Here is a 21829-nt window from a genome sequence, read left to right as displayed (position 1 = left end):
CAGATTAGAAGCTGTGGCGGATAGCCAGTTCCAGGCCTGCCTGGTTGTCTTCGCCGTTGGCGAACTGGTCTTGCTGGCGGTCGTACTTCATGTTGGCCATGAGGATCGTACGCTTGCTCAGCAGGTGCCAGTAGCCCAGACCGATGTGGCTGTAGTCGGACAGGTCGGTCGAGGTCTTCACATTGGTCGTTGCATTGGTAGCGACGGTAGTTTCCGTGCCGCGGCCGATGTTGGCCAGGATCACGCCCTTGCCGACCGGCACCTTCACACCGATCTGGTAACGAACCATTTCAGCGCCTTCGTTGTCGATACCCAGGGCGGAGTAGCCCTTGGAGATCGCGTAGCCGCCGAACAGGTCGAAGGAACCGAAGGCGTAGCCAGCGGTCAGGTAGGTGGTGTCGTACATGCGGCCCTTGACCAGCGCGCCGCCGCCGGCGTCACCCACGTCCTTTTGATAGACCAGCTCGCCACGGAAGCCGCCCAGACCCAGCTTGCCGCCGAGGGCGTAAGCAGCCTTGCCGCCAGCAGCTTCTTCGTTGAAGCTGTAGGTGGCGATGGCTTGGAAGCCACCCCAGACCGGCGAGTCGTAACGCACGGAGTTGTTCCACAGGTTCACGACCTTACCGCGACGCGAGCCGAACGAACCGATGGTGTCGCCACCGAAGGACTCGTAACCGCCGGAAGTTGCACCGCCACCACCGTACAGGGCGTAGCCCACGGAAGCGTTACGGCCCAGGTAGACCTTGCCGAAGCCGCCCGACAGACCAACCCAAGCCTTGTCCTTCCACTGGGTGTTGGTGGCCGAAGCACCGGTCACCACAGCGACGGTTTGCGTCGAGGTGCCGTTGGAGATCGAACGGGTCGAGGTGCTCACCGCCGGGTTCGGGTCGGTGTTGCCGTTGTCCAGCCAGAAACGGTTTTCCAACTGGAAGAAGGCCTTCAGGCCGCCGCCCAGGTCTTCTTCACCCATCAGGCCCCAACGGTTGCTCGACTCTTGCTCCAGCACGGAACCCTTGTCGTCGTTGGTCAGGTTGGTGTACGCCATGTCAACGCGGCCGTAGACGGTCACGTTCGACTGTGCGAAAGCGGGGGCTGCCATCAGGCCGGCGACAGCCAGCGCGATCAGTTTCACTTGCATGGAATTCTCCTCATAGTTTGAAGATCAGGCTGGCGTACCCAGGTTTGCCACGCCTGCTCACCCCCCGCGGACGGGGAGTTGCGGCGATTGTGGCGCTGGACCCGAGGCAAATGTGGGAATTCGTATCGTCGAAGCGCGTATACCGGATCTTTTGTTGCGGATACGCAACACAGCCTTTGGCGACGCCAGTCCCGATGAAGACTCGGCCAGAGCAGGCGCTCGCTGCAAGCGATCCAGCCAATCCCAATGGCGACGTCGCATCCGGGCAACAGGCCTCGCCACCACCCACGCACAAACAGAACGGGCACCCGAAGGTGCCCGTTCTGTGCAAAGAAAGTAAGGACTCAGCGACGCTGGCGAGACCAGAAAAGTCCGGCCAGTGCGATCCCGAGCAAGGCCAGCGGTGCCGGTTCGGGTACGTCCGTCGTCGTCGGGGTCGTACCGGTCAGCGATGCGATCTTGATGTAATCCTTGCTGGAGTCGGTATTGGCCCACACGCTGCTGTTGGCCGCGCCAACCAGCCAGTACATGGAGGTCGTGGAGTTCGTCCCACTCTGGTTAGTAGCATCCCCTGCCGTATTCCAGGCGAGGTTGCTCAGCTTGCTGGTCAGAGTCCAGCCACTGCTGACCAAGGAGGAATAGGTCTTGCCCTTGAGGATGGTGTTGATGTCGGCCGGACCGGTGCTGCCGGTATAGGCCATCACGAACAGGTCGCTGTCGCCGGAACTCCAGCCGATCGTGACGTCTGTCAAATTCACGGCCTTGCCGAAGCTGAACAGGACGGAGTCGAAACGGGTGGCAGAATCAACCGAGTGTTCCGGACTCACGCCCTCGTCACTATCACCTGTAGAACTCCCGCTCAGGCAACTGGTTCCGTCGCAGTCCCTGTTCTGCACGCCAAGACCGCCGGTATAGGCACCGACATAGCCGTCTTCAAGTGCGGTGTTGGTTGAGCCAACCGTGTTGGACCACGCCGTTGCGGTCACGGAAACTCCGTCAGCCGTCCAGGTACGGTTGTTACCATAGCCGTTGATGACACCGCCTTGCGTGCCGCCCGAAGTGAAGTTCCAAGTCGTTGCGCCCAGCGCGGCCGGAGCTGCAATTGCTAGCAATAGGGCCAGAACGAGTTGAGCGGGGTTTTTCATTGTGGAACTCCAGCAGAAAGGCGTTTTTCAGTTCATTAAGCAAACCCTGTTCCACCAAAAAAAAACTTCAAATATGTCAGTGCTTTACACAAACCCACACCCCCTGTAGAAGGTGGGCTGTAAAAAGCACCGACAGCACCAGAAATGAGTCCTGCGGTAAACGCTTATCAGATCCCGAGCTCACGTCGGAGCACAGCCACCGCGTCCGGTGCTTCGAACTTTGCCTGAGCCTGGAACATGGGCTGCAACTCGGCTTTCGCCTCTTCCTTGCGCCCCAGGCGGGCCAGGGTGAAGGCGAGGTGGTGGCGCACGTCGGGGTTCTGGGGCAGACGTAGCCGCGCGTCGCGCAGCAGGCGCAGCGCCCGCTCATAGTCTCCTGACTGGGCCAGGGCCCAGCCGTAGGTGTCGATCGCGTCGGGATTGCCGGGGGCCGCCTTCCAGGCACGCTCGGCCACCGCGACAGCCTGCGGGTCCTTCAACCGGATCAGGATGTTCGCGAGGTTGTTGAGGAAGACCGGATTGTTCGGGTCCACCTTGAGTACTTGTTCGTACTGGGTGCGGGCGACAGTCCAGTTGCCGGCACGCATGTGGGATTCGGCCAGCGCCGCGCGCACCGCGACGTCGCCCGGCCGCTGGGCCAACCAGGACTCCAGGGCCGCCAAGGCTTGGCGGGTGTCGCCCACGAGCAGCCAGGCGTGGGCCACGCGCTGGACGTTGATCGTGGTGGGGTCGCGCTCGAGCGCGCTGCGATAGGCAACCGCCGCCGCCTGGTGCTGGCCACGGGCGGAAGCGGCGTCGCCCGCAATACGCCAGCCTTCGGCACTGGACGGGTAGCGGGCCTGGATGTCCCGCGCGATCGCCTCGGCCTTGCCAATGTCGCGCCGGCTCAACTCGGTGTCCGCCTGCAGCGACAGCGCGGCAAGGTCTTCGGGGGCGACGGCCAGCGCTTTTTGGGCGTTGTAGGCCGCACCTTCAGTGTTGTTGACCATGAGCTGCATACGCCCGATGCGGACCTGCAGTACCGGGTTGAACTCCGCCAGACGCGTCATGTCCTTCATGGTCTGGATGGCCCCCTTGTTGTCGCTCGAAGCGATCTGTACGCGGGCCTGGGCGGCCAGCGCATCGAGATTGTCCGGTACGCGCGCGACCAGATCCCGCGCCAGCTTGAGGGCTGGCTCGTAGGACTTCTGGGTGAGGAGGATGTCGATCAGGGCCACCCCGGCCGTGACATCCCGCGGCTGTTCATCCACCACCTTCTGCAGCCGGCGCTGGGCCTCTTGCGACCGGCCCATGCGTTGTTCGAGCAAGGCCAGTTCGTACTGCGCCAGGGAGTTCTGGGGCTCCGCCGCAACCAAGGCGTCAAGGCGCTTGCGGGCCTCGGCCTGCTTGCCTTCCGCCTGGTCCAGGCGCGCCAGGTTGAGCGTCACGGTGCTGAACTTCGGTTCGCGCGCCAAGGCTTGTTCATAGGCCTTGCGCGCACCGACGCGATCACCTGCAGCCCCCTTGACCACGCCCAGCAGGTTGAGTGCCGCCAGGTTGTTGGGGTCGCGCTTGAGCATGCTGTCGACGACCTGGATAGCCTTGGCCGACTGGCCCATCCGCATATGCAGGCCGGCGAGCATGAGGCCGATGGCGGCATCGCCGGGTTTGCGCCGGAATGCCTCTTCCATGCTCTTGAGCCCTTGCTCGCCTTTGCCGAGATTCAGCAAGCCCTGGCCCAGAACGGCCTTGACCTCGGCGGTATCCAGGCCGGCCTTGGCCGCACGCTCGAGGTAGTCGGTGGCCTGTACGTAGCGCTTCTCAGCCATGAGGATGCGCCCCTTGAGGAACAGGGCCTGACCGTCACCCGGCACGTCCCGCAAGGCGGGATCCAGGGTATTGCTGGCGCTCGCCAGGTCGCCCTGATCGAAATAGATCGAGGCCAGCAGCTTGCGCGCGGCGGCATGCCGGCCATTCCGGCCGATGATGGTGTCGAGGTAGGCGCGTGCCGCGGTGAAGTTGCCGAGCCCGTGATGGGCGGTCGCCCCGAGCATCAGGAACTGCTCCTGATTGTTGATCCATGCCCGCGGCATGGCATCCACGACCTTGGCGACCTCGCCCAGCAGGCGCGCGACCTCCGCGGAGTTGCCCTTGCGTCCTGCCAGTACCGCGCGCAGGTAGTTGGCACGGGCTTCGGCCGGCACCTGCTGGCGCAGGGCATCGAGATCCTTCTCGGCATCTGCGTCGCGCTGCAATTCAAGGTAGATGGCGACGCGCGCCAGGCGTGCGTCGATGTGCTTGGGATTGGCCCCCAGGGCCTTGCTGTAGTGGTCGAGCGCCTGCTTCAAGTCGCCACCGATATGCGTCACCGAGCCCTGCAGATACCAGGCGTCGGCGTTCTGCGGTGCGAGTTGCACCGCCTTGTCGATCAGGGCCTTGGCCTGGGCCAATTGGCCACGCGCAAGCAGGATCGGGGCTTCCGCCACCAGTGGCACCGGGGAGTGTGGGTCGAGCTGGCGCGCACGCTCGAAGCTAGCGGTGGACTGCGCCAGTTCGCCCAGCTCGAAATGGGCGACCCCGCGCAGGGCAAGCACCTCGACCTGAGCCGGTACGGGCAGGCCCTCTGGGCTGACCCGATCCAGCAATGCCCGCGTCTGTCCCATCAGCAACAGGGACTTGGCCAGAGGGACGGCGACTTCGCTTCGGCTGACCCCCAGGCGCAGAGCCTCGCTGAACGCCACCTCGGCCGCCAGCACATCGCCAGTGCGCAGCAACGCATTGCCAAGCAGTACGTGCGCGGCCAGCAGCTTGTTGTCCTGCTGCAAGGCGTTCTTGAGCTGGATGATTGCGCCGCTGAGGTCTTCCCGCTTGTAGCGGCTCAGGCCGTCCTCATAGAAGCGCGCGGCCTTGTCGGGATCCGCCGCCACGCCGCCCGGCGCACCCAGCATCAGGCCGAGAATCAGGAGGCTACGGGCAACCTGGCGTGTCATTTTCGGCTGGGTGAACATGGGATACATCCAATAGCGTGGATCAAGGTGGCGAGTATAGTGCGGCGCTATGACGACGCGCGTGACGGCTTCCCCACCGTACGCTGCGTCGCGGTATCGGCCGGCGACTCAAGTCGCCGCCTTGCGTTGCCGCAATATTGGTTTCGACGGATAGGCTTCATCGAGGGAACAGGCCCGCTTCTGGCTTATCCTCCGCAGTTGCGATCCGACGCACCTTAGGCGTTTCTCATGGAGGTTCACATGTTCAAGAAGTACTGTCTCCCGGCCCTGTTCCTGGGCCTGCTGTCCGCCGGCGCGCTGGCACAAGATGCGGGCACGCTGAAGAAGATCCAGGACACCGGCACGATCACGCTGGGCATCCGCGAGTCCTCGTTCCCGCTGTCCTACCTCGACGCCAGTCAAAAACCGATCGGTTATCACATCGACATCTGCTATGCGATCGTCGACGCGGTGAAGGCACGCCTGAAGAAGCCCGACTTGAAGGTGGCCACCCAGGCAGTGACCTCGCAGAACCGCATCCCCTTGATGGTCAATGGCACCATCGATCTGGAGTGCGGTTCCACCACCAACAACGCCGCCCGCCAGCAGCAGGTCGCCTTCGCGCCGACCACCTACGTCACCAACGTGCTGATGGCAGTGAAGAAGTCTTCCGGCATCAAGAGCCTGTCGGAGCTCAACGGCAAGCCGGTCGCCACCACTACCGGCACCACCAGCGTGCAACTGATCCGCGCCCACGAGAAGGGCAAGAACCTGGACATCAAGGAGGTCTATGGCAAGGATCACGCCGACTCCTTCCTGATGCTGGAGACGGATCGCGCCGTGGCCTTCGTCATGGATGACAACCTGCTGATGGGCCTGATCGCCAACGCCAAGGCGCCGCAGGACTACGCCATCGTCGGCGAGTCGCTGTCGGTGGAGCCGATCGCCATCATGCTGCGCAAGGATGATCCGCAGTTCAAGGGTCTGGTGCATGCCACGGTGACCAGTCTGGCCAAGACCGGCGAGCTCAACAAGCTCTACGCCAAGTGGTTCAACTCGCCGATTCCGCCCAAGGGCGTGAACCTGAGCGTGCCGATGAGCGACATGCTCAAGGCCGCGATCGCGCAGCCGAACGACAACCCGATGGAAATGTACAAGAAGTAACAGGAAGCACGCGGAACGGAGGCGGCCAAAAGGCCGCCTCCTCCTATTTGGGACCGCCAAGGGAGAGTCGAAGTGAATTACAACTGGAACTGGGGAATCTTCTTCCAGACCATCCCCTCCGGAGATGAAACCTATCTGACCTGGGTGCTGCACGGCCTGGGCTGGACCATCTCCATTTCTTTGCTGGCCTGGGTCATCGCGCTGGTGCTGGGCAGCATCGCCGGCATCCTGCGGACCGCACCGCACAAGGGGCTGGCCCTGATCGGCCACGTCTGGGTCGAATTTTTCCGCAACGTACCGCTGCTGATGCAGTTGTTCCTGTGGTTCTTCGTCGTACCGGAACTCTTGCCCAAGGACCTGTCGATGTGGGTTAAGCAGGACATGCCGGCCAAGGAATTCCTCACTGCCGTGATCGCCCTCGGGCTGTTCACCTCGGCGCGTGTCGCCGAGCAGGTACGGGCCGGTATCCAGGCCCTGCCACGCGGCCAGCGTAACGCGGGCCTGGCGATCGGTTTCACCCAGTTGCAGACCTATCGCTACGTGCTGCTGCCTATGGCCTATCGCATCATCATCCCGCCGCTGACCTCGGAGTTCATGAACGCTTTCAAGAACTCGGGCGTGGCCTATGCCGTGGGGGTATGGGAACTGGTTTTCGTATCGCGTCAGATGGTGGAGGAAACCGGCGGCCAGGTCATCGAGAGCCTGCTGGTGCCGACCGTGCTGTACATCCTGTGCGCCTACGCGGCCAACCGCGGCATGGCAGTGATCGAGCGGCGCGCCCACGTGCCTGGTTTCATCGTGGCAAAGTGAGGGAATGACGATGCTCGGTTCACTTGATTTTTCCGTCATCCCGCTGGCCTGGGGCGCGATCATGAAGGGCTTGCTGTTCAGCCTGGAACTGACCGTCATCGCCATGATCGGCGGCATCGTCCTCGGCACGCTGCTGGCGCTGGCCCGCCTGTCCGGCGGCAAGTTGCTGGCCGGCGCGGCCAAGCTGTATGTGGACATCATGCGCTCGATCCCGCTGCTCATGATGATCCTGTGGTTCTTCTTCCTGATCCCGCTGCTCACCGGCAAGCCGATCGGTCAGGAGAACTCGGCCATCATCACCTTCACCCTGTTCCAGGCAGCCTTCTACAGCGAGATCATGCGCGCCGGCATCCAGAGCATCCCGAAGGGTCAGGTCTACGCGGCCTCGGCCATCGGCATGACCTACTGGCAGGCCATGGGCCACGTGGTGCTGCCGCAGGCCTTCCGCAACATGGTCCCGGTGCTGCTGACGCAGACCTTCATCCTGTTCCAGGATACCTCGCTGGTCTATGCCATCGGCGCCACCGACATGCTCAAGGCTGCCGAGAACGCCGGCATGCTCTACGGCCGCACCGTCGAGATGTACCTGTTCGTGTCGGTGATCTATTTCGTCATCTGCTTCTCGCTGTCCATGCTCGTCAAGTACATGAACAAGCGCATCGCCATCATTCGCTAGGCATCCCCATGATCAAAATCGAGAACGTTTCCAAGTGGTACGGCAACTTCCAGGTGCTGACCGACTGCTCCACCCACATCGACAAGGGCGAGGTGGTCGTGGTGTGTGGCCCCTCGGGTTCCGGCAAGTCCACCCTCATCAAGTGTGTCAACGGGCTGGAGCCGATCCAGAAGGGCTCCATCATCGTCAACGGCACCCAGGTCAACGACCCGGCGACCGACCTGCCCAAGCTGCGCTCGCACGTCGGCATGGTGTTCCAGCACTTCGAGCTGTTCCCGCACATGAGCATCATCCAGAACCTGCGCATCGGCCAGGTCAAGGTGCTTGGCCGCGGGCAGGACGAAGCGCATGAACGCGGCATGAAGCTGCTCGACCGCGTTGGCATCAAGATGCACGCCGACAAGTACCCCGGCGAGCTATCCGGCGGCCAGCAGCAACGCGTGGCGATCGCACGTGCGCTGTCGATGGACCCGATCTGCATGCTGTTCGACGAACCGACCTCGGCGCTTGATCCGGAAATGATCAACGAGGTGCTGGATGTCATGGTCGAACTGGCGCAGGAAGGCATGACCATGATGGTGGTGACGCACGAGATGGGCTTCGCCCGCAAAGTGGCACACCGCGTGGTGTTCATGGACTACGGCAAGATCGTCGAGGACGCGACCAAGGAAGATTTCTTCGGCAAGCCGCGCAGCGAACGCGCCCAGCAGTTCCTGTCGAAGATCCTCAGTCACTGAGCCTGACGAAAGCGGCCAGCAGCTCCTTTCGGCGCCTCCGGGCGCCGAAACTTTTTCCGCCCCTGATCCTTACAACGCACCGGTCTTGAAGGTATTGCACTGCTCCACGCTGCCCGACTCCATGCCGACCCGGAACCAGCGCACGCGCTGTGCCGAGCTGCCATGCGTGAAACTGTCGGGCACGGCATAGCCGCGCGCATTCTTCTGCAAGGTGTCGTCGCCGATGGCGGTGGCGGCCCGTAGCCCTTCCTCCACGTCGCCCGGCTCCAGCACCTTGCGGCGCGTATTCGCGTGGTGCGCCCACACGCCCGCCAGGCAATCGGCCTGCAACTCCAGACGCACCGACAGCGCATTGGCCTCCTTCTCGCCCGCCTGGCGCCGCGCCTGCTGCACCTTGGCCGAAATGCCCAGCAGGTTTTGCACGTGGTGCCCCACTTCGTGCGCGATCACATAGGCCTGGGCGAAATCGCCCGGCGCCTGGAAGCGCCGCTGCAACTCGTCGTAGAAGCCCAGATCGATATAGACCCGTTGGTCGGCCGGGCAATAGAACGGGCCCATGGCGGCTTCACCCGTGCCACAGGCGGTGGGCGTCTGCCCACGGAACAGCACAAGGCGCGGCTCCCGGTACTGCTTGCCGGCCTGGGCGAACAGCTCGCTCCAGGTCTTTTCGGTGTCGCGCAGGACCTGCGACACGAAATGCGCGGTCGGGTCACTGGCCGGATCGGTGTTCAAGGCCTGCCCCGCCGGCGCCTGCTGGGCACTGCCTTGCTGCAGCATCTGCGAACCCTGGAGCACGATCGAGGGGTCGATGCCGAAGTACCAGGCCGCCAGCGCGAGCACGATGGTGCCCACGCCGAGGGAGCGCCCGCCGACAGGTAGGCCGCCGCCACGGCGGCGGTCTTCCACATTGCGGCTACCGGAATCGTCGTCGAAACGCATGGCTCACTCCAGAACACGATCAGGCGCCGATTCTGGCACAGGCGCGGAGCGCACTTGCGCACTGCGGCATATATGGGCCGATCAATAAAGTGCTTGCGTCATCCCCGCCCCAGCTCTGTTCGGCGCACCACTATGGCGCACGCGCTTCACCATGCACAGGCATTCAGGCTCCCACAGGGCATGCACACCCCATCTTGGTGCATAACCAATCAAACCGCCAGGCGAGAGAACGCTTTCCCTGTGGCACGCCGATTGCTCACGTAGCCCAGTTCGCAAACCTTTGTTCAATCACGGAGAAGCACTCATGAACCTGTTTGCCCGCAAGCTTGGCCGCAGCCTGATCGGTGGCCTGCTCGTCCTGTCATCCGGCCTGGCACTTGCCCAGGAGCCCACCAAGATCAAGTTCACGCTGGACTGGCGCTTCGAAGGCCCCTCCGCCCCCTTCCTGCTGGCCAAGGCCAAGGGTTACTTCGCCGCCGAAGGCCTGGACGTGAGCATCGACGCCGGCACCGGCTCGGGCGCGGCGGTCACCCGCGTGGCGACCGGCGCCTACGAGATGGGCTTCGCCGACTTCAACGCGCTGGTGGAGTACGACGCGAACAATCCTGGTTCCAAGATCCAGGCTGTATACATGGTCTACAACTTCTCGCCGGCGGCCGTGGTGTCGCTGAAGAAATCCAACATCGCCAAGCCGGCCGACCTGGTCGGCAAGACCCTGGCCGCGCCGGTGTTCGATGCCGGCCGCAAGGCCTTCCCGGCCTTCGCCAAGTCCAACAAGCTGGACCCGGCCAGCGTGAAGTGGCAGTCGGTCGACCCGGCACTACGCGAAACCCTGCTCGCCAAGGGTGAGGTGGATGCCATCACCGGCTTCTCCTTCACCAGCATCCTGAGCCTGGAAGCCCGTGGCGTGAAGGAGTCCGACCTCAACGTGATGCTCTACAACAACAACGGCGTCGAGCTGTACGGCAACGCGATCATCGCCTCGAACAAGCTGATCACCGAGAAGCCCAAGGCGGTTGAGGGCTTCGTGCGCGCCTTCAACAAGGCGCTCAAGGAGACCATTGCGAACCCGGACGAAGCCGCCACCTACGTCAAGAAGCAGGACGCCCTGGTCGACCTCTCGCTGGAGACGCGTCGCCTCAAGATGGCGCTGAACGAAGTGGTAATCACCGCCGAAACCAAGGCCAATGGTCTGGGCGGCGTCACCGACGACCGCATGCAGCGCTCCATTGCCGAGACCTCCGCCGCCTACAACCTGAAGACCGTGCCGGTCGCCAAAGACCTGTTCAATGCGGGCTTCCTGCCGGCCAAAGCGGATCGCGCGATCAAGTAACAGCCTCTTTCCCTTGCCCCTCTCCCGCGCGCGGGAGAGGGGAAACCCTGGCACGAGACCCCGCCCCCATGAGTTTCGTCATCTTCGAGAATGTCAGCCTGTCCTACGCCGAGGACGGCCCACGTGCCATCGAGGACGTGAGCCTGTCGGTGCAGGAAGGTGAGTTTGTCGCCATCGTCGGCCCCTCCGGCTGCGGCAAGTCCACTGTCATGAAACTGGTGTCCGGCCTGAAGCCGCCCAGCGAAGGCTACGTGTACGTCAATGGTCGCCAGGTCGGCGGGCCGCTGAATATCGTCGGCATGGCCTTCCAGGCCTCCAATCTGCTGCCCTGGCGCACCACGCTGGAGAACGTGATGCTGCCGATGGAGATCGTCGAGCCCTACCGCAGCAACCTGCGCGCCAAGCGCGCCGAGTACGAGGAGATGGCGCGCGCCCAGTTGAAGCGCGTCGGGCTGGCGGGCTACGAAGACAAGTTCCCGTGGGAGCTGTCGGGCGGCATGCAGCAACGCGCCTCGATCTGCCGCGCATTGATCCACAAGCCGCGCCTGCTGATGCTGGACGAGCCATTCGGTGCGCTCGACGCCTTCACCCGCGAAGAGCTGTGGTGCATGTTGCGCGACCTGTGGCAGCAGGAGCCCTTCACCATCATCCTGGTGACGCACGATCTGCGCGAAGCGGTGTTCCTGGCCGACACCGTGTATGTCATGAGCAAGCGGCCGGGCCGCATCCTGGTGCGGCGCGAGATCGACCTGCCGCATCCGCGCGACATCGAAGTCACCTACACCGACGCATTCTCCAGCCACGTCCATGTGCTGCGCGACGCCATCGGCCGCGTGAGGGAGTCCTGACATGAAACGCAGCAAGCGTCTCTCGCCAAAGGTCATCAATCGCCTCGCCCCCTGGCTGCTGACCCTCATCCTGCTGGTGATGTGGGAGGCCATCTGCAAGGGCTTCGACGTACCCACCTTCCTGTTCCCCGCGCCCAGCCTGGTGTGGCACACCGGGGTGGAGATGTACCAACCGATATTCCAGCATGCCACGCAGACTTTCATCACCACCATGGCCGGTTTTGCCCTGGCGGTAATCGTCGGTCTGCTGCTGGGCATGCTCGTCGGTTCTTCACCGCTGATCTACAAGGCGCTGTACCCCATGCTGGTGGGCTTCAACAGCATCCCGAAAGTGGCTTTCGTCCCGGTGCTGGTGGTGTGGTTCGGCATCGGCACGGTCCCGGCCATCCTGACCGCTTTCCTGATCTCCTTCTTCCCGGTCGTGGTCAATGTGGCCACCGGGCTCGCCACGCTGGAGCCGGAACTGGAAGACGTGCTGCGCTCGCTCGGCGCCTCGCGCATCGACATCCTGCGCAAGGTCGGCCTGCCGCGCTCCCTGCCCTTCTTCTTCGCCTCGCTGAAGGTGGCCATCACTCTGGCTTTCGTCGGCTCGGTGATCTCCGAGACCGTCGCGTCCAATCTGGGCATCGGCTACCTGATGATGAGTGCCAGCTCCTCGATGAACATGCCGCTGGTGTTCGCCGGGCTGATCGTCATCGGCGCCATGGGCGTGATCATGTACGAGCTGTTCGCGCGCCTGGAGCGCCGCCTCACCGGCTGGTCACAGCGCGGGCAGAACGCCGCTCTGTAGGCGCGGCGGCGCCACAACCAAAGAGATAGGCCAGAAAGCCGGTGCAAACCGGCTTTCTGCTTTTGCGTCAGGCCACTACACTCCTTGCGGCAGGATGGCGCCGACCATCCGCTCGCCCATCACGCCCAACAGGAGAAAGCATGGCCAGCTCGCGTCCGCAGTACCTGTATCCGCCCGGTTCCGTCATGATGCATTCGCCGCTGCAGTTGAAGCGCGCGAACATGTATGGCTTCTTCATCCAGGGGCAGCTCTCTGCCCTGCAGGCCAGCATTGATGGCACGCTCAACACGGTGGCGGCCGGCCGCCTCAAGTACAAGGTGCTGTCGCCCTTCGCGATGCTGACCTTCACCGCGGTCTCGCATGCCAACTCGGCGGTGCCGGTCGATTTCAACAAGGGCTGGATCACCGAGACGGACATCATCACCTGGATCATGGTGGGCCGCATGGACACCGTGAACGGCAAGGAGAAGCTGGGCGCCATCTACTGGTACCCGTTCCACATCTGGGTCGATGACACGATGGCGCTGATCAACGGGCGCGAGCTGTTCGGCTATCCCAAGTACGACTGCCAGTACACCATGCCCAAGCTGGGCGAAGACCCGCTGGCCTTCACCCTCAACGTGAAGAGCTTCAAGACCTTCTCGCCCGACACACAGATTGCCTGGAACCCGCTGCTGGAGGTCAATGCGATCAAGCAGGGCCACCACACGCCGATCCAGAGTTTCATCGAGCTGGTGGAACAAGGCATCGAACTGCTGATCTCGATGCCCGAGCTTCTGAACCTGGATGCCGATGGCATCAAGGATCTGCTGTCGCTGATCAGGCACCCACGCACCGACCAGATCTTCCTCAAGCAATTCCCGGATAGCGCCGGCGAGCGCGCGGTCTATCAGGCCATCGTCGCGGCCCCGGCCAATGTCGACAAGCTCTATAGCGGGCAGCTGCTGGGCCACGAGTACCAGCTCACGCTGCACGAGAACGACAGCTTCCCGCTCACCCACAGCCTCGGCGTGGCCGCCGGCAACAGCCAAGCCATCTTCCCGTTCAACGTGTATTTCGATTTCTCGGTGCCGCCGGGCGAAGAGATTCTCGACAACTCGCAAATCGCGCCTGAGAAGATCGCCATCCTCGGCGGCGGGGTGGGCTCCATGGTCACGGCCTTCTACCTGACCGACCAGCCGGGCTGGCAGAACAAGTACGACATCACCGTCTACCAGATGGGCTGGCGCCTGGGCGGCAAGGGCGCCTCCGGCCGCAACGCGCAGTACGGCCAGCGGATCGAGGAGCACGGTCTGCACATCTGGTTCGGTTTCTATGAGAACGCCTTCGCCACCATCCAGAAAGCCTACGAGCTGCTCGGTCGCCCGCCGGGTGCCCCGCTCGCCACCTGGCAGGACGCCTTCAAACCACAGGACTACATTGCGCTGACCGAGAACGTGAATGGTCAGTGGAAGACCTGGCCACTGTATTTCCCGCACAAGCCCGGCGTACCCGGCAAGGCGGACGAGGATCTCACGCTGTGGGATCTGGTCGAGAGCCTGTTTGCCTGGATCAAGCAATGGCTCGGCGAAGCACGCGCGCACAAGAAACTGCTGGCAGCCAAGCACCACACCGCGGATGGTCCGCTGGACTGGCTCAAGCATCTGGCTAGCGAGGTCGGACAGGAGGCAGAGGATCTGCTGCATGACGTCACGCACCTGGCCATCGGTTCGGAAAAGCTGCTGCAGGCCCTGGGCGCCGAGCGCTCGCTGGACGCCGCGCGCCATGCGCTGCTCAAGCACAGCCTGGGCGGCATCCGCCACTGGCTGGAGCGCGAACTGCTGCACCTGATCGATGAAGACGACACATTGCGCCGTCTCTACATCTGCATCGACCTGGGCCTGGCCATCCTCTCTGGCATGCTCGAAGACCAGGTGTTCGAATACGGTTTCGATGTCATCAACGACATGGACTTCGCGGCGTGGATCGCCAAGCACGGCGCCAACAAGAAGATCACAGTGCCCTCGGCTCCGGTGCGTGGGTTCTACGACCTGGTGTTCGGCTTCAAGAACGGTGACTTCAACCAACCCGACTTCGAGGCAGGCACCATGCTGCGCGCGATGATGCGCATCAGCTTCGCCTACCAGGGCAGCATCATGTGGAAGATGCAGGCCGGCATGGGCGACACCATCTTCACCCCCTTCTACCAGGCGCTGAAAGACCGCGGCGTGAAGTTCAAGTTCTTCCACAAAGTGGAGGATCTGGTGCCGGACGATGCCAATGACATCGGCGAGATCCGACTCACCCAGCAGATCGAAGTGGCCGGCGGCTACGACAGTTACGATCCCTTCGTGTATGTGAAGGGTCTGGCCTGCTGGCCCTCGGAGCCGAACTACGGCCAGTTGATGCCCGACCAGGCGGCGCTGCTCAAGACGGCCTCCACCGGCCTGGAGTCGCGCTGGAGCAACTGGCCGCAGCTCTACCAGCAGAAGTTCGGCAAACCGCTGCCCACCCTCACGCTCAAGAAGGGCGTGGACTTCGACAAGGTGGTGTTCGGTCTGTCGCTGGCCACGCTGCAGGACGTGGGCAAGCAGCTCATGGCGCAGAGCCCGGCGCTGCAGACCACCTTCGACAAGGTCGACACGGTGGTGACCCAGGCCTACCAGGTCTGGCTGACGCAGACGCTCGCCGCGACCGGTTACACGCCCTTGCCGGAAAGTGGCCCGGGCGCCGGCCAGCAACCCGTGCTGAGCGCCTTCACCGAACCGTATGACACCTGGGCGCCGATGGATCAGTTGCTGTGTCGCGAGGACTGGCCGCCCGCCAACGAGCCGCAGAACGTTTCCTACTTCTGCAGCGCGATGACGATGGATGCCCGCAAGCTGCCGCCGCCCTCGGACACCCAGTTCCCGCTGCAGGCCGCCGCGCAGGCCAAGGCCAATGCGCTCAACCAGCTCGCCACGCAGATCGGCACGCTGTGGCCCGCCGCGCTACAAGGGGGGCAGTTCGACTGGGGCTTCCTGTTCGACCAGCAGAACAGCAGCGGCCCGGCCCGCTTCGATGCACAGTACTGGCGTGCCAATGTCGACCCGACCGAACACTACGTACTGTCGACGACCAACAGCACGCAGTACCGCCTGGCCACCGACGGCAGCGGCTTCGGCAACCTGTATCTCACCGGCGACTGGATTCGCACCGGGCTGAATGCGGGCTGCGTGGAGGCTGCGACGATGGCGGGCATGCAGGCCTCGCGGGCCATCTGTGGCTACCCGAGCGTCATCAAGGGCGAGAAGGACTTCTAGACTGCACGCATTTCGCCCTGCAAACGCCCCTGCTCCGGCAGGGGCGTTTTTGCTTTGTGCCGATCAGGCCAGGCGCACCAGCGCGCGCTGCAGGTTGGCGCGCGCCACCGGCGTGTAGCGCTGCGCGAAGGCCGGCGTCAGGAACAAAGCCTCACGGTCGAGAAAAGACTGCAACAGCGCGCGTCGCTTGTGGCGGAACAGGATGTCGGGCACCCAGGCGTACTCCGCCCGCACCTGCTGCTCGTACTCGTCGAAGCGCGCAGGCTCTGCGCCAAGGATGGCCAAGTCGATGTCGAGCAGCAGGGCTTCGTCTGGGTTCGTCGCAGGCTGGGCGTGGCGGGTCGCCAGCACCAGCGCATGCACGCGCGCAGCCACCTCGAGCGGCGCCCCTGCCGCCAGCAAGGCCGCCTGCGCCCAATCGGCGCTGCGCTGCTCGTTGTCGTGACGCTGCGTGTCATAGACCGCGTCGTGGAACCACAGGGCGACGCGTAGTTCGGCCGGCTGCTCGGCCAGCGCCAGATTCGCGTCCAGCAGCGCCAAGCACTCTGCCAGGTGCTGCAGCGTGTGATAGTGACGATGCGGTTCGCGGTAGGCATCGGCCAGTTGTGCCAGCACGGCCATGTCAGCCCCCAGCGCACCCAAGGCCGACCAGTCATGTCGCCAGGCGTCGATCCAGGCGTCTTGCATGCTGGGTGCCTAGGCGGAACGCCGACGCATCGCCTTGCGGGCGCTCTTGGAGAGGTACATGCGGGTATCCGCCTGGGTTACCAGGATGGCCGGGGTCGAGCATTCGGAGGAATAGGCGATACCGAAGCTGATGCCGGCCTCGGTCGACACCGGCGTCACGATGTCGCGCTCGATCTCGCCCAGGCTGGCCACGATGAAGCTCTCCTGCGCGCGCAGCGAGAGGATCGCGAACTCGTCGCCGCCCAGGCGGTAGATACGCCCCACCGGCTCCAGGCGCTGCTTGAGGGCCTGCGCCACCTGGCGCAGCAGGTCGTCGCCAACCGAGTGACCGAGACGATCATTGATCGGTTTGAGCCCATCGAGGTCGATCAGCACCATCAACTGTTCGCCATCATGCTTCACATCATCGAAGATGAAGTGATGCCGCAGGTACTCGTCGAAGGCGTAGCGGTTGCCCACACCGGTGAGGCCGTCGGTGTTGGCCAGGGTCAGCGCCTGGTTGAGCTCATGCATGAAGCGGTCTTTCTGCTCCGACACCATGCGGTAACGGTCGGCCACCGCGAAGGCGAGCAGGATGCCGTCCAGCGTGCCGCCCAACAACGTGAACAACTCGTTGTCGACGAGGTCGGGCATCAGCCCGATGTTGGCCGGCAGGATCATCATGGCCGGCAGGATCAGCGCGATGAAGGCCGGCACGAAGAAGCGCGCCGGGCGATAGCCGGAGCGCCAGCTCACGATGCCGCAGACCAGCGCGAGGCTGAGCCAGATGGCGATGGCGATGGTCGCCAGCGTATGCGCCCACGACAGCGCGAGGAAGCAGCTCGGCAACAGCAGCAAGGGCAGCACGATGTTGATGCGGCTGGCCCGCGCAAGCCTGGGCGAGACCTGCCGGATATTCAGGAAGTCCAGGTAGAACAGGGTGTTGAGCACCGGCAGCAGGAAGAAGGGCACATAGTTCCAGCGCAGGTCGGTGTGCCCGAACAGGTCGGCCGGCAGGTTGAACACGAAGGCCCAGCCCGCCGCATAGGTCAGCAGGTAGGCCGAGTAGTAGAGCAGGCTGTTCTCACGGATGGTCAGGAACAGGAACAGGTTGAACACCGCGAGACAGGCCAGTGCACCGAGGCATCCCAGCGCGATCACGTTGCCGCCCAGCACATGGTGCTGGTAGGCGGTCTGCGGCCACAGTTCGAAGCGCGGGAAAGAACTGAAGAAGGGGCTGGAGAAACGCACCAGCACCTCGTAGCGGCCCGGCACCGAGAGATTGACCACCTTGCCGTAATGCAGCATGAAGTCATGCGGCGCGGCATAGCCCGTTCTGACGCTCTGGCTAAGCCCGTCGGGCCCGTCGATGCGCACCTCGACCTGCTGGATCAAGCTGTTGGACGCCTCGAACACCCACTGCTGCTGGGTATCGCCAACCAGCAGCTCGGCATACAACCAGTAGTCGCCCCCCTGCAGACTCACCCGCTCAACCGGCTGGCGCTCCCGCACCCAATGGCCCAGTTGCCCATGGGCAGGCGGCAGGGAGCCGTCGGCCAGGTAGTAGCGACCGACGCTGCCCAGGTCGCTGACCGGCACAGCCGGACGGCTGGTGACGAAGGACGAGGCCAGCAACAGGACGAAGCCCGTCATCACGCTGAGCATGAGCAGGCCAACGAGATAGCGCGGGGCCAGGAAGTACTGCATGTCGTGCCGGCGAGAGGGGTCCTCTCATGCTCCCTAAGTCAGGTGCCCCGCAGTCGGCCAGGCGCCTGGGCGCCCGGTCTCACGCTGTGAGGCTTGTTTTTATAATCAGCCACTTGCAACTGTTTCTAAAGGGCATACTGCCTTGCACCCGCCCTCCGAAACAGCCAGGAAAACACCTACGCCATCTAAACTAAGGTAATAGATCACAGGCGAGCAGGAACGCTACCACAACATCATGCGCCACGTATGTAGGCGCATTGCCCCAGGACGTGCGTGGCCGCGACGCAACGCTCGTCGCCCAGCATGATCAGCGCGAACAGGCGCTCGCCCAGGGACTCGGCATGACGCCAGCGGAAGCCCAGCTCGGGCACACCCTCCGCATCCAGCACCACGAAGTCCGCCTCCTTGTTCTCGGCGAAGTTGCCGATGAAGGAATCCAGGCCCAGCGCATGTGCCCCTCCGAGGGTGGCCAGGTAGGCCGCGCGCCATGGCGACAGCGGCTGGTGCTGGGCCTGGCTGACCATGTAGGCCGCCGCCATGGTGCGCAGCATCGAGAGGCTGTTGCCGCCACCCACGTCGCTCGCCAGGCCCACCGCCAGACCGGCCGCCTGCGCCGCGTCGTAATGGAAGAAGCCGCTGCCGAGGAACAGGTTGGAGCTGGGGCAAAAGGCAATGGCGGAGCCCGTTTCGGCCAGGCGCGTCCGCTCGGCAGCACTGAGATGGATGCCATGACCATAGATGGCGCGCGGGCCCAGCAGGCCGAAGTGGTCATAGACGTCAAGGTAGTCGCGCCGCCCCGGGAACAGCTCGCCCACCCACTCCAGCTCGCGCCGGTTCTCCGACAGATGCGACTGCAGGTGCAGCTCCGGCGCACTGCGGAACAAGGCGCCCGCCACCTCCAGTTGCGCCTCGGTCGAGGTCGGCGCGAAGCGCGGCGTCACCGTGTAGCGCAGGCGGCCCTGCCCATGCCAGCGGGCGATCAGCGCCTGGCTGTCGTCGAAGGCGCTCTGCGCGGTGTCGCGCAGATTGTCAGGGCAGTGGCGGTCCATCATGACCTTGCCGCTGAGCATGCGCAGGTTGCGCGTCCGGGCCGCCTCGAAGAAGGCATCCACCGAATGCGGATGCACCGTGGCGAACACCGAGGCCGTGGTCGTGCCATGCGCCAGCAGGCGGTCGAGGAAGAAGGCCGCGGTGTCCTCGGCCACGCGGCGATCGGCAAAGCTCGCCTCGGCCGGAAAGGTGTAGTGCTCCAGCCAGTCCAGCAACTGCCGACCATAGGAACCCATGACGCGCAGTTGCGGGTAATGCACGTGGGTGTCGATCAGCCCGGGCAGGATCAGCTTGCCGCTGTAGTCAAAGTAGCGCGCCGCATCGCGGGTCACCGCAGGCAGCGCGGCCAGCACGTCCTGCCACAGCCCCACGCGCTGGATGCGCCCGTCGACGATCAGCAGCGCGCCGTCCTCGATGAACTGCCAGGCCGCGGGATCGTCCTGCGGACCCGGATCGCTCAGGAAGTGCAACAGCTTGCCACGGACGAGAATGGAGTTTGGAAGCGGATTCATGAGACGGAAATGCAGACGCGGGGCATCGGCACTATAGCCGTCCCCCCATGCCCATGCCATGCGCAAAGGATTACAGTGCCTATCCTTGCACGCAGGATGAGCCCCATGAGCGACACCAACGACAACACGCCGCGCTGGCTGGGCCTGACCCTCATCGCCGCGCTGATGCTGATGATCACCATGGGCTCGCGCCAGTCGCTGGGCCTGTTCGTCTCGCCGCTCAACACCGCGACCGGTCTGGGCATCGCCAGCATCAGCCTGGCCATGGCGATCGGTCAGTTCGTGTGGGGCGCGGTGCAGCCCATCGCCGGCGCAGTAGCCGACCGCTACGGCCCCGGGCGCGTGCTGGTGGCCGGCCTGGTGCTGCTGGCGGCCGGCTTCGCGCTGACGCCCTACCTGGGCAGCACCTGGGGCCTGAGCTTCAGCCTGGGCGTGCTGATGGCCGCCGGCTCCGGCGCCAGCAGCTTCTCGGTGCTGATCGGCTCGATCGCGCAGCGCCTGCCGGCCGAGCGGCGCGGCATGGCCTCGGGCATCGTCAATGCGGGCGGCAGTTTCGGCCAGTTCGTGTTTGCCCCGCTGGTGCAAGGCCTGATCCAGTTCGTCGGTTGGGTCGGCGCGCTGTGGTCACTGGCGGTGATCAGCCTCGCCGCCCTGCCCCTGGCGCGCCCGCTCAAGCGTGACGCCACCACCACCGCCGCCCACGCGGCCCATGCGGCAAGCGATGGCCCCAAACTGGGCGCCACCGTGCGCGGCGCGCTGGCCGACCGCAGCTACCTGCTGCTGCATGCCGGCTTCTTCACCTGCGGCTTCCACATCGCCTTCCTGGTCACCCACCTGCCCGGCGAGGTCTCGCTGTGCGGCCTGCCGGCCGGGGTGGCGAGCTGGTCGCTGGCCATCATCGGCCTGGCCAACGTGGTGGGCAGCCTGATCGCGGGCTGGGCCGTGCAGCACTATCGCAGCAAGTACGTGCTGTTCTGGATGTACGGCTCGCGCGCGCTGCTGATCCTGGCCTACCTGGCTGCTCCGCGTACGGCGCTGACCTTCTACCTCTTCGCTGCCGGTCTCGGCTTTACCTGGCTCGCCACCGTGCCGCCCACGGCGGGCCTGGTCGGCAAGCTGTTCGGCACGCGCTACCTGGCCACCCTGTTCGGCCTGACCCTGCTGTCACACCAGGCCGGCGGCTTCCTCGGCGCCTGGCTGGGCGGACTGGCGATCACCCACTGGGGCAGCTACACCGCGATGTGGTGGGCGGATATCGCACTGGCCGCCGTTGCCGCGCTGCTGAACCTGCCGATCCGCGAGGCGCGCATCGCCCGCGCCGTCCCCGCAGCCGCCTGATTACAACCCGTTACACACGCTTACCACGCCCGGTCAGCCGGCTCCGTAGGCTGGACGTTGATCGCTCATCGCATCGCGCGATCCCGATCCAACCACGGAGTCGAAACATGAAAACCCTGCCTGTCCTGCTCACCCTTGTCGCCGCCCTGCCCCTTGCCGCCCAGGCCGACGAATACGCCCCGGTCATCGCACGCAGCGAGATCGTCCAGGGCTTCCCGGTCAGCCGCCAGGTCTGCCGTACCGAACAGGTCAGCGTGCCCGTCGAGCGCAGCGGTGCCGGTGCCGCCATCGGTGGCGTGGCTGGCGGCCTGCTGGGCCACACCGTCGGTGAGGGTAGCGGCAAGATCGCCGCCACCGCCGTAGGCGCCATCGCCGGCGCCATCGTCGGTGACCGCGTAGCCAACCGTGACGCGGACGGCTACTACGAAACGCGCAACGTGCAGCGCTGCAGCAACGTGACCGAGATGGAAAACCGCGTGGTCGGCTACAACGTGACCTACGAATACGCCGGCAAGCAATACACCACGCGCATGGCGCGCGACCCGGGCAGCCAGGTGCAGTTGCGCATCAGCGTGGTGGGGGGCGATGAGACCGCGCCGGTGGCCTACTACGAACCGGCCCGCCCGCCGCGTCGCGGCCGGTATTGATCGGTCGTCCGGTAGGCCGTCGCCGGCTCACCCCAAAGACACTGGATTCCTGCCCCCGATCGGGTCGAGGGCAGGCTCTGCG

At 64.4% G+C, this 21829-nt stretch carries 17 protein-coding genes; 10 read left to right on the top strand and 7 right to left on the bottom strand.

Features of this window, described 5'->3' with window-relative positions; genetic code table 11:
- Positions 1 to 4 precede the first annotated feature (4 nt).
- The 3 genes from NMB43_RS04690 to prsT form a co-directional block, all read right to left on the bottom strand.
- Positions 5 to 1138 carry a porin gene (locus NMB43_RS04690; RefSeq protein ID WP_494350998.1) on the bottom strand — a complete coding sequence of 378 codons (1134 nt, stop codon included), beginning with the start codon at positions 1136 to 1138 and terminating at the stop codon, positions 5 to 7.
- Between the two features lie 344 nt (positions 1139 to 1482).
- Positions 1483 to 2283 (bottom strand): exosortase-dependent surface protein XDP1, encoded by an 801-nt coding sequence (xdp1, locus tag NMB43_RS04685; protein ID WP_494350997.1) that lies wholly within the window; start codon positions 2281 to 2283, stop codon positions 1483 to 1485.
- 167 nt (positions 2284 to 2450) lie between these two features.
- Complete coding sequence (gene prsT, locus NMB43_RS04680; protein ID WP_494350996.1) at positions 2451 to 5270, bottom strand: XrtA/PEP-CTERM system TPR-repeat protein PrsT; 2820 nt, start codon at positions 5268 to 5270, stop codon at positions 2451 to 2453.
- A gap of 240 nt (positions 5271 to 5510) precedes the next feature.
- Between prsT and NMB43_RS04675 the strand changes: the two genes are divergently transcribed.
- The 4 genes from NMB43_RS04675 to NMB43_RS04660 all read left to right on the top strand — a co-directional run bounded on the left by NMB43_RS04675 (position 5511) and on the right by NMB43_RS04660 (position 8636).
- Positions 5511 to 6413 carry a transporter substrate-binding domain-containing protein gene (locus NMB43_RS04675; protein ID WP_494350995.1) on the top strand — a complete coding sequence of 301 codons (903 nt, stop codon included), beginning with the start codon at positions 5511 to 5513 and terminating at the stop codon, positions 6411 to 6413.
- A gap of 72 nt (positions 6414 to 6485) precedes the next feature.
- Complete coding sequence (locus NMB43_RS04670; protein WP_494350994.1) at positions 6486 to 7223, top strand: amino acid ABC transporter permease; 738 nt, start codon at positions 6486 to 6488, stop codon at positions 7221 to 7223.
- Between the two features lie 10 nt (positions 7224 to 7233).
- A complete protein-coding gene (locus tag NMB43_RS04665) occupies positions 7234 to 7899 on the top strand; it encodes an amino acid ABC transporter permease (RefSeq protein WP_494350993.1) in 666 nt (221 codons plus the stop codon).
- Between the two features lie 8 nt (positions 7900 to 7907).
- Complete coding sequence (locus NMB43_RS04660; RefSeq protein WP_494350992.1) at positions 7908 to 8636, top strand: amino acid ABC transporter ATP-binding protein; 729 nt, start codon at positions 7908 to 7910, stop codon at positions 8634 to 8636.
- 69 nt (positions 8637 to 8705) lie between these two features.
- Here NMB43_RS04660 and ypfJ read toward each other — a convergent pair whose 3' ends face one another.
- Positions 8706 to 9575, bottom strand: coding sequence for a KPN_02809 family neutral zinc metallopeptidase (ypfJ, locus tag NMB43_RS04655; protein ID WP_494350991.1), 870 nt, complete (start codon positions 9573 to 9575; stop codon positions 8706 to 8708).
- Between the two features lie 304 nt (positions 9576 to 9879).
- Between ypfJ and NMB43_RS04650 the strand changes: the two genes are divergently transcribed.
- The 4 genes from NMB43_RS04650 (at position 9880) to NMB43_RS04635 (ending at position 15827) form a co-directional block, all read left to right on the top strand.
- The gene (locus NMB43_RS04650; protein WP_494350990.1) at positions 9880 to 10908 is read left to right on the top strand and encodes an ABC transporter substrate-binding protein; all 1029 of its coding nucleotides are present in this window, start codon (positions 9880 to 9882) and stop codon (positions 10906 to 10908) included.
- Positions 10909 to 10976: 68 nt separating this feature from the next.
- Positions 10977 to 11756 carry an ABC transporter ATP-binding protein gene (locus tag NMB43_RS04645; RefSeq protein ID WP_494350989.1) on the top strand — a complete coding sequence of 260 codons (780 nt, stop codon included), beginning with the start codon at positions 10977 to 10979 and terminating at the stop codon, positions 11754 to 11756.
- A gap of 1 nt (position 11757) precedes the next feature.
- A complete protein-coding gene (locus NMB43_RS04640; RefSeq protein ID WP_494350988.1) occupies positions 11758 to 12546 on the top strand; it encodes an ABC transporter permease in 789 nt (262 codons plus the stop codon).
- A 140-nt stretch (positions 12547 to 12686) separates the two neighbouring features.
- Complete coding sequence (locus NMB43_RS04635) at positions 12687 to 15827, top strand: acetoacetate decarboxylase family protein (protein ID WP_494350987.1); 3141 nt, start codon at positions 12687 to 12689, stop codon at positions 15825 to 15827.
- Between the two features lie 63 nt (positions 15828 to 15890).
- Here NMB43_RS04635 and NMB43_RS04630 read toward each other — a convergent pair whose 3' ends face one another.
- From NMB43_RS04630 to guaD, 3 genes are all read right to left on the bottom strand, one after another.
- Positions 15891 to 16514, bottom strand: a complete 624-nt coding sequence (locus NMB43_RS04630) for an HD domain-containing protein (protein ID WP_494350986.1) — start codon at positions 16512 to 16514, stop codon at positions 15891 to 15893.
- A 9-nt stretch (positions 16515 to 16523) separates the two neighbouring features.
- The gene (locus NMB43_RS04625) at positions 16524 to 18200 is read right to left on the bottom strand and encodes a GGDEF domain-containing protein (protein ID WP_494350985.1); all 1677 of its coding nucleotides are present in this window, start codon (positions 18198 to 18200) and stop codon (positions 16524 to 16526) included.
- A 233-nt stretch (positions 18201 to 18433) separates the two neighbouring features.
- Positions 18434 to 19762 carry a guanine deaminase gene (gene guaD, locus NMB43_RS04620; protein WP_494350984.1) on the bottom strand — a complete coding sequence of 443 codons (1329 nt, stop codon included), beginning with the start codon at positions 19760 to 19762 and terminating at the stop codon, positions 18434 to 18436.
- A gap of 105 nt (positions 19763 to 19867) precedes the next feature.
- Here guaD and NMB43_RS04615 point away from each other — a divergent pair, with 105 nt between their 5' ends.
- Both NMB43_RS04615 and NMB43_RS04610 read left to right on the top strand, forming a co-directional pair.
- The gene (locus tag NMB43_RS04615; protein ID WP_494350983.1) at positions 19868 to 21100 is read left to right on the top strand and encodes an MFS transporter; all 1233 of its coding nucleotides are present in this window, start codon (positions 19868 to 19870) and stop codon (positions 21098 to 21100) included.
- Between the two features lie 107 nt (positions 21101 to 21207).
- Positions 21208 to 21747 carry a glycine zipper 2TM domain-containing protein gene (locus NMB43_RS04610; RefSeq protein ID WP_494350982.1) on the top strand — a complete coding sequence of 180 codons (540 nt, stop codon included), beginning with the start codon at positions 21208 to 21210 and terminating at the stop codon, positions 21745 to 21747.
- Positions 21748 to 21829 lie beyond the last annotated feature (82 nt).

The organism is Uliginosibacterium sangjuense (genome assembly GCF_059132465.1).
This window is presented reverse-complemented; position numbering and strand designations above follow the sequence as displayed.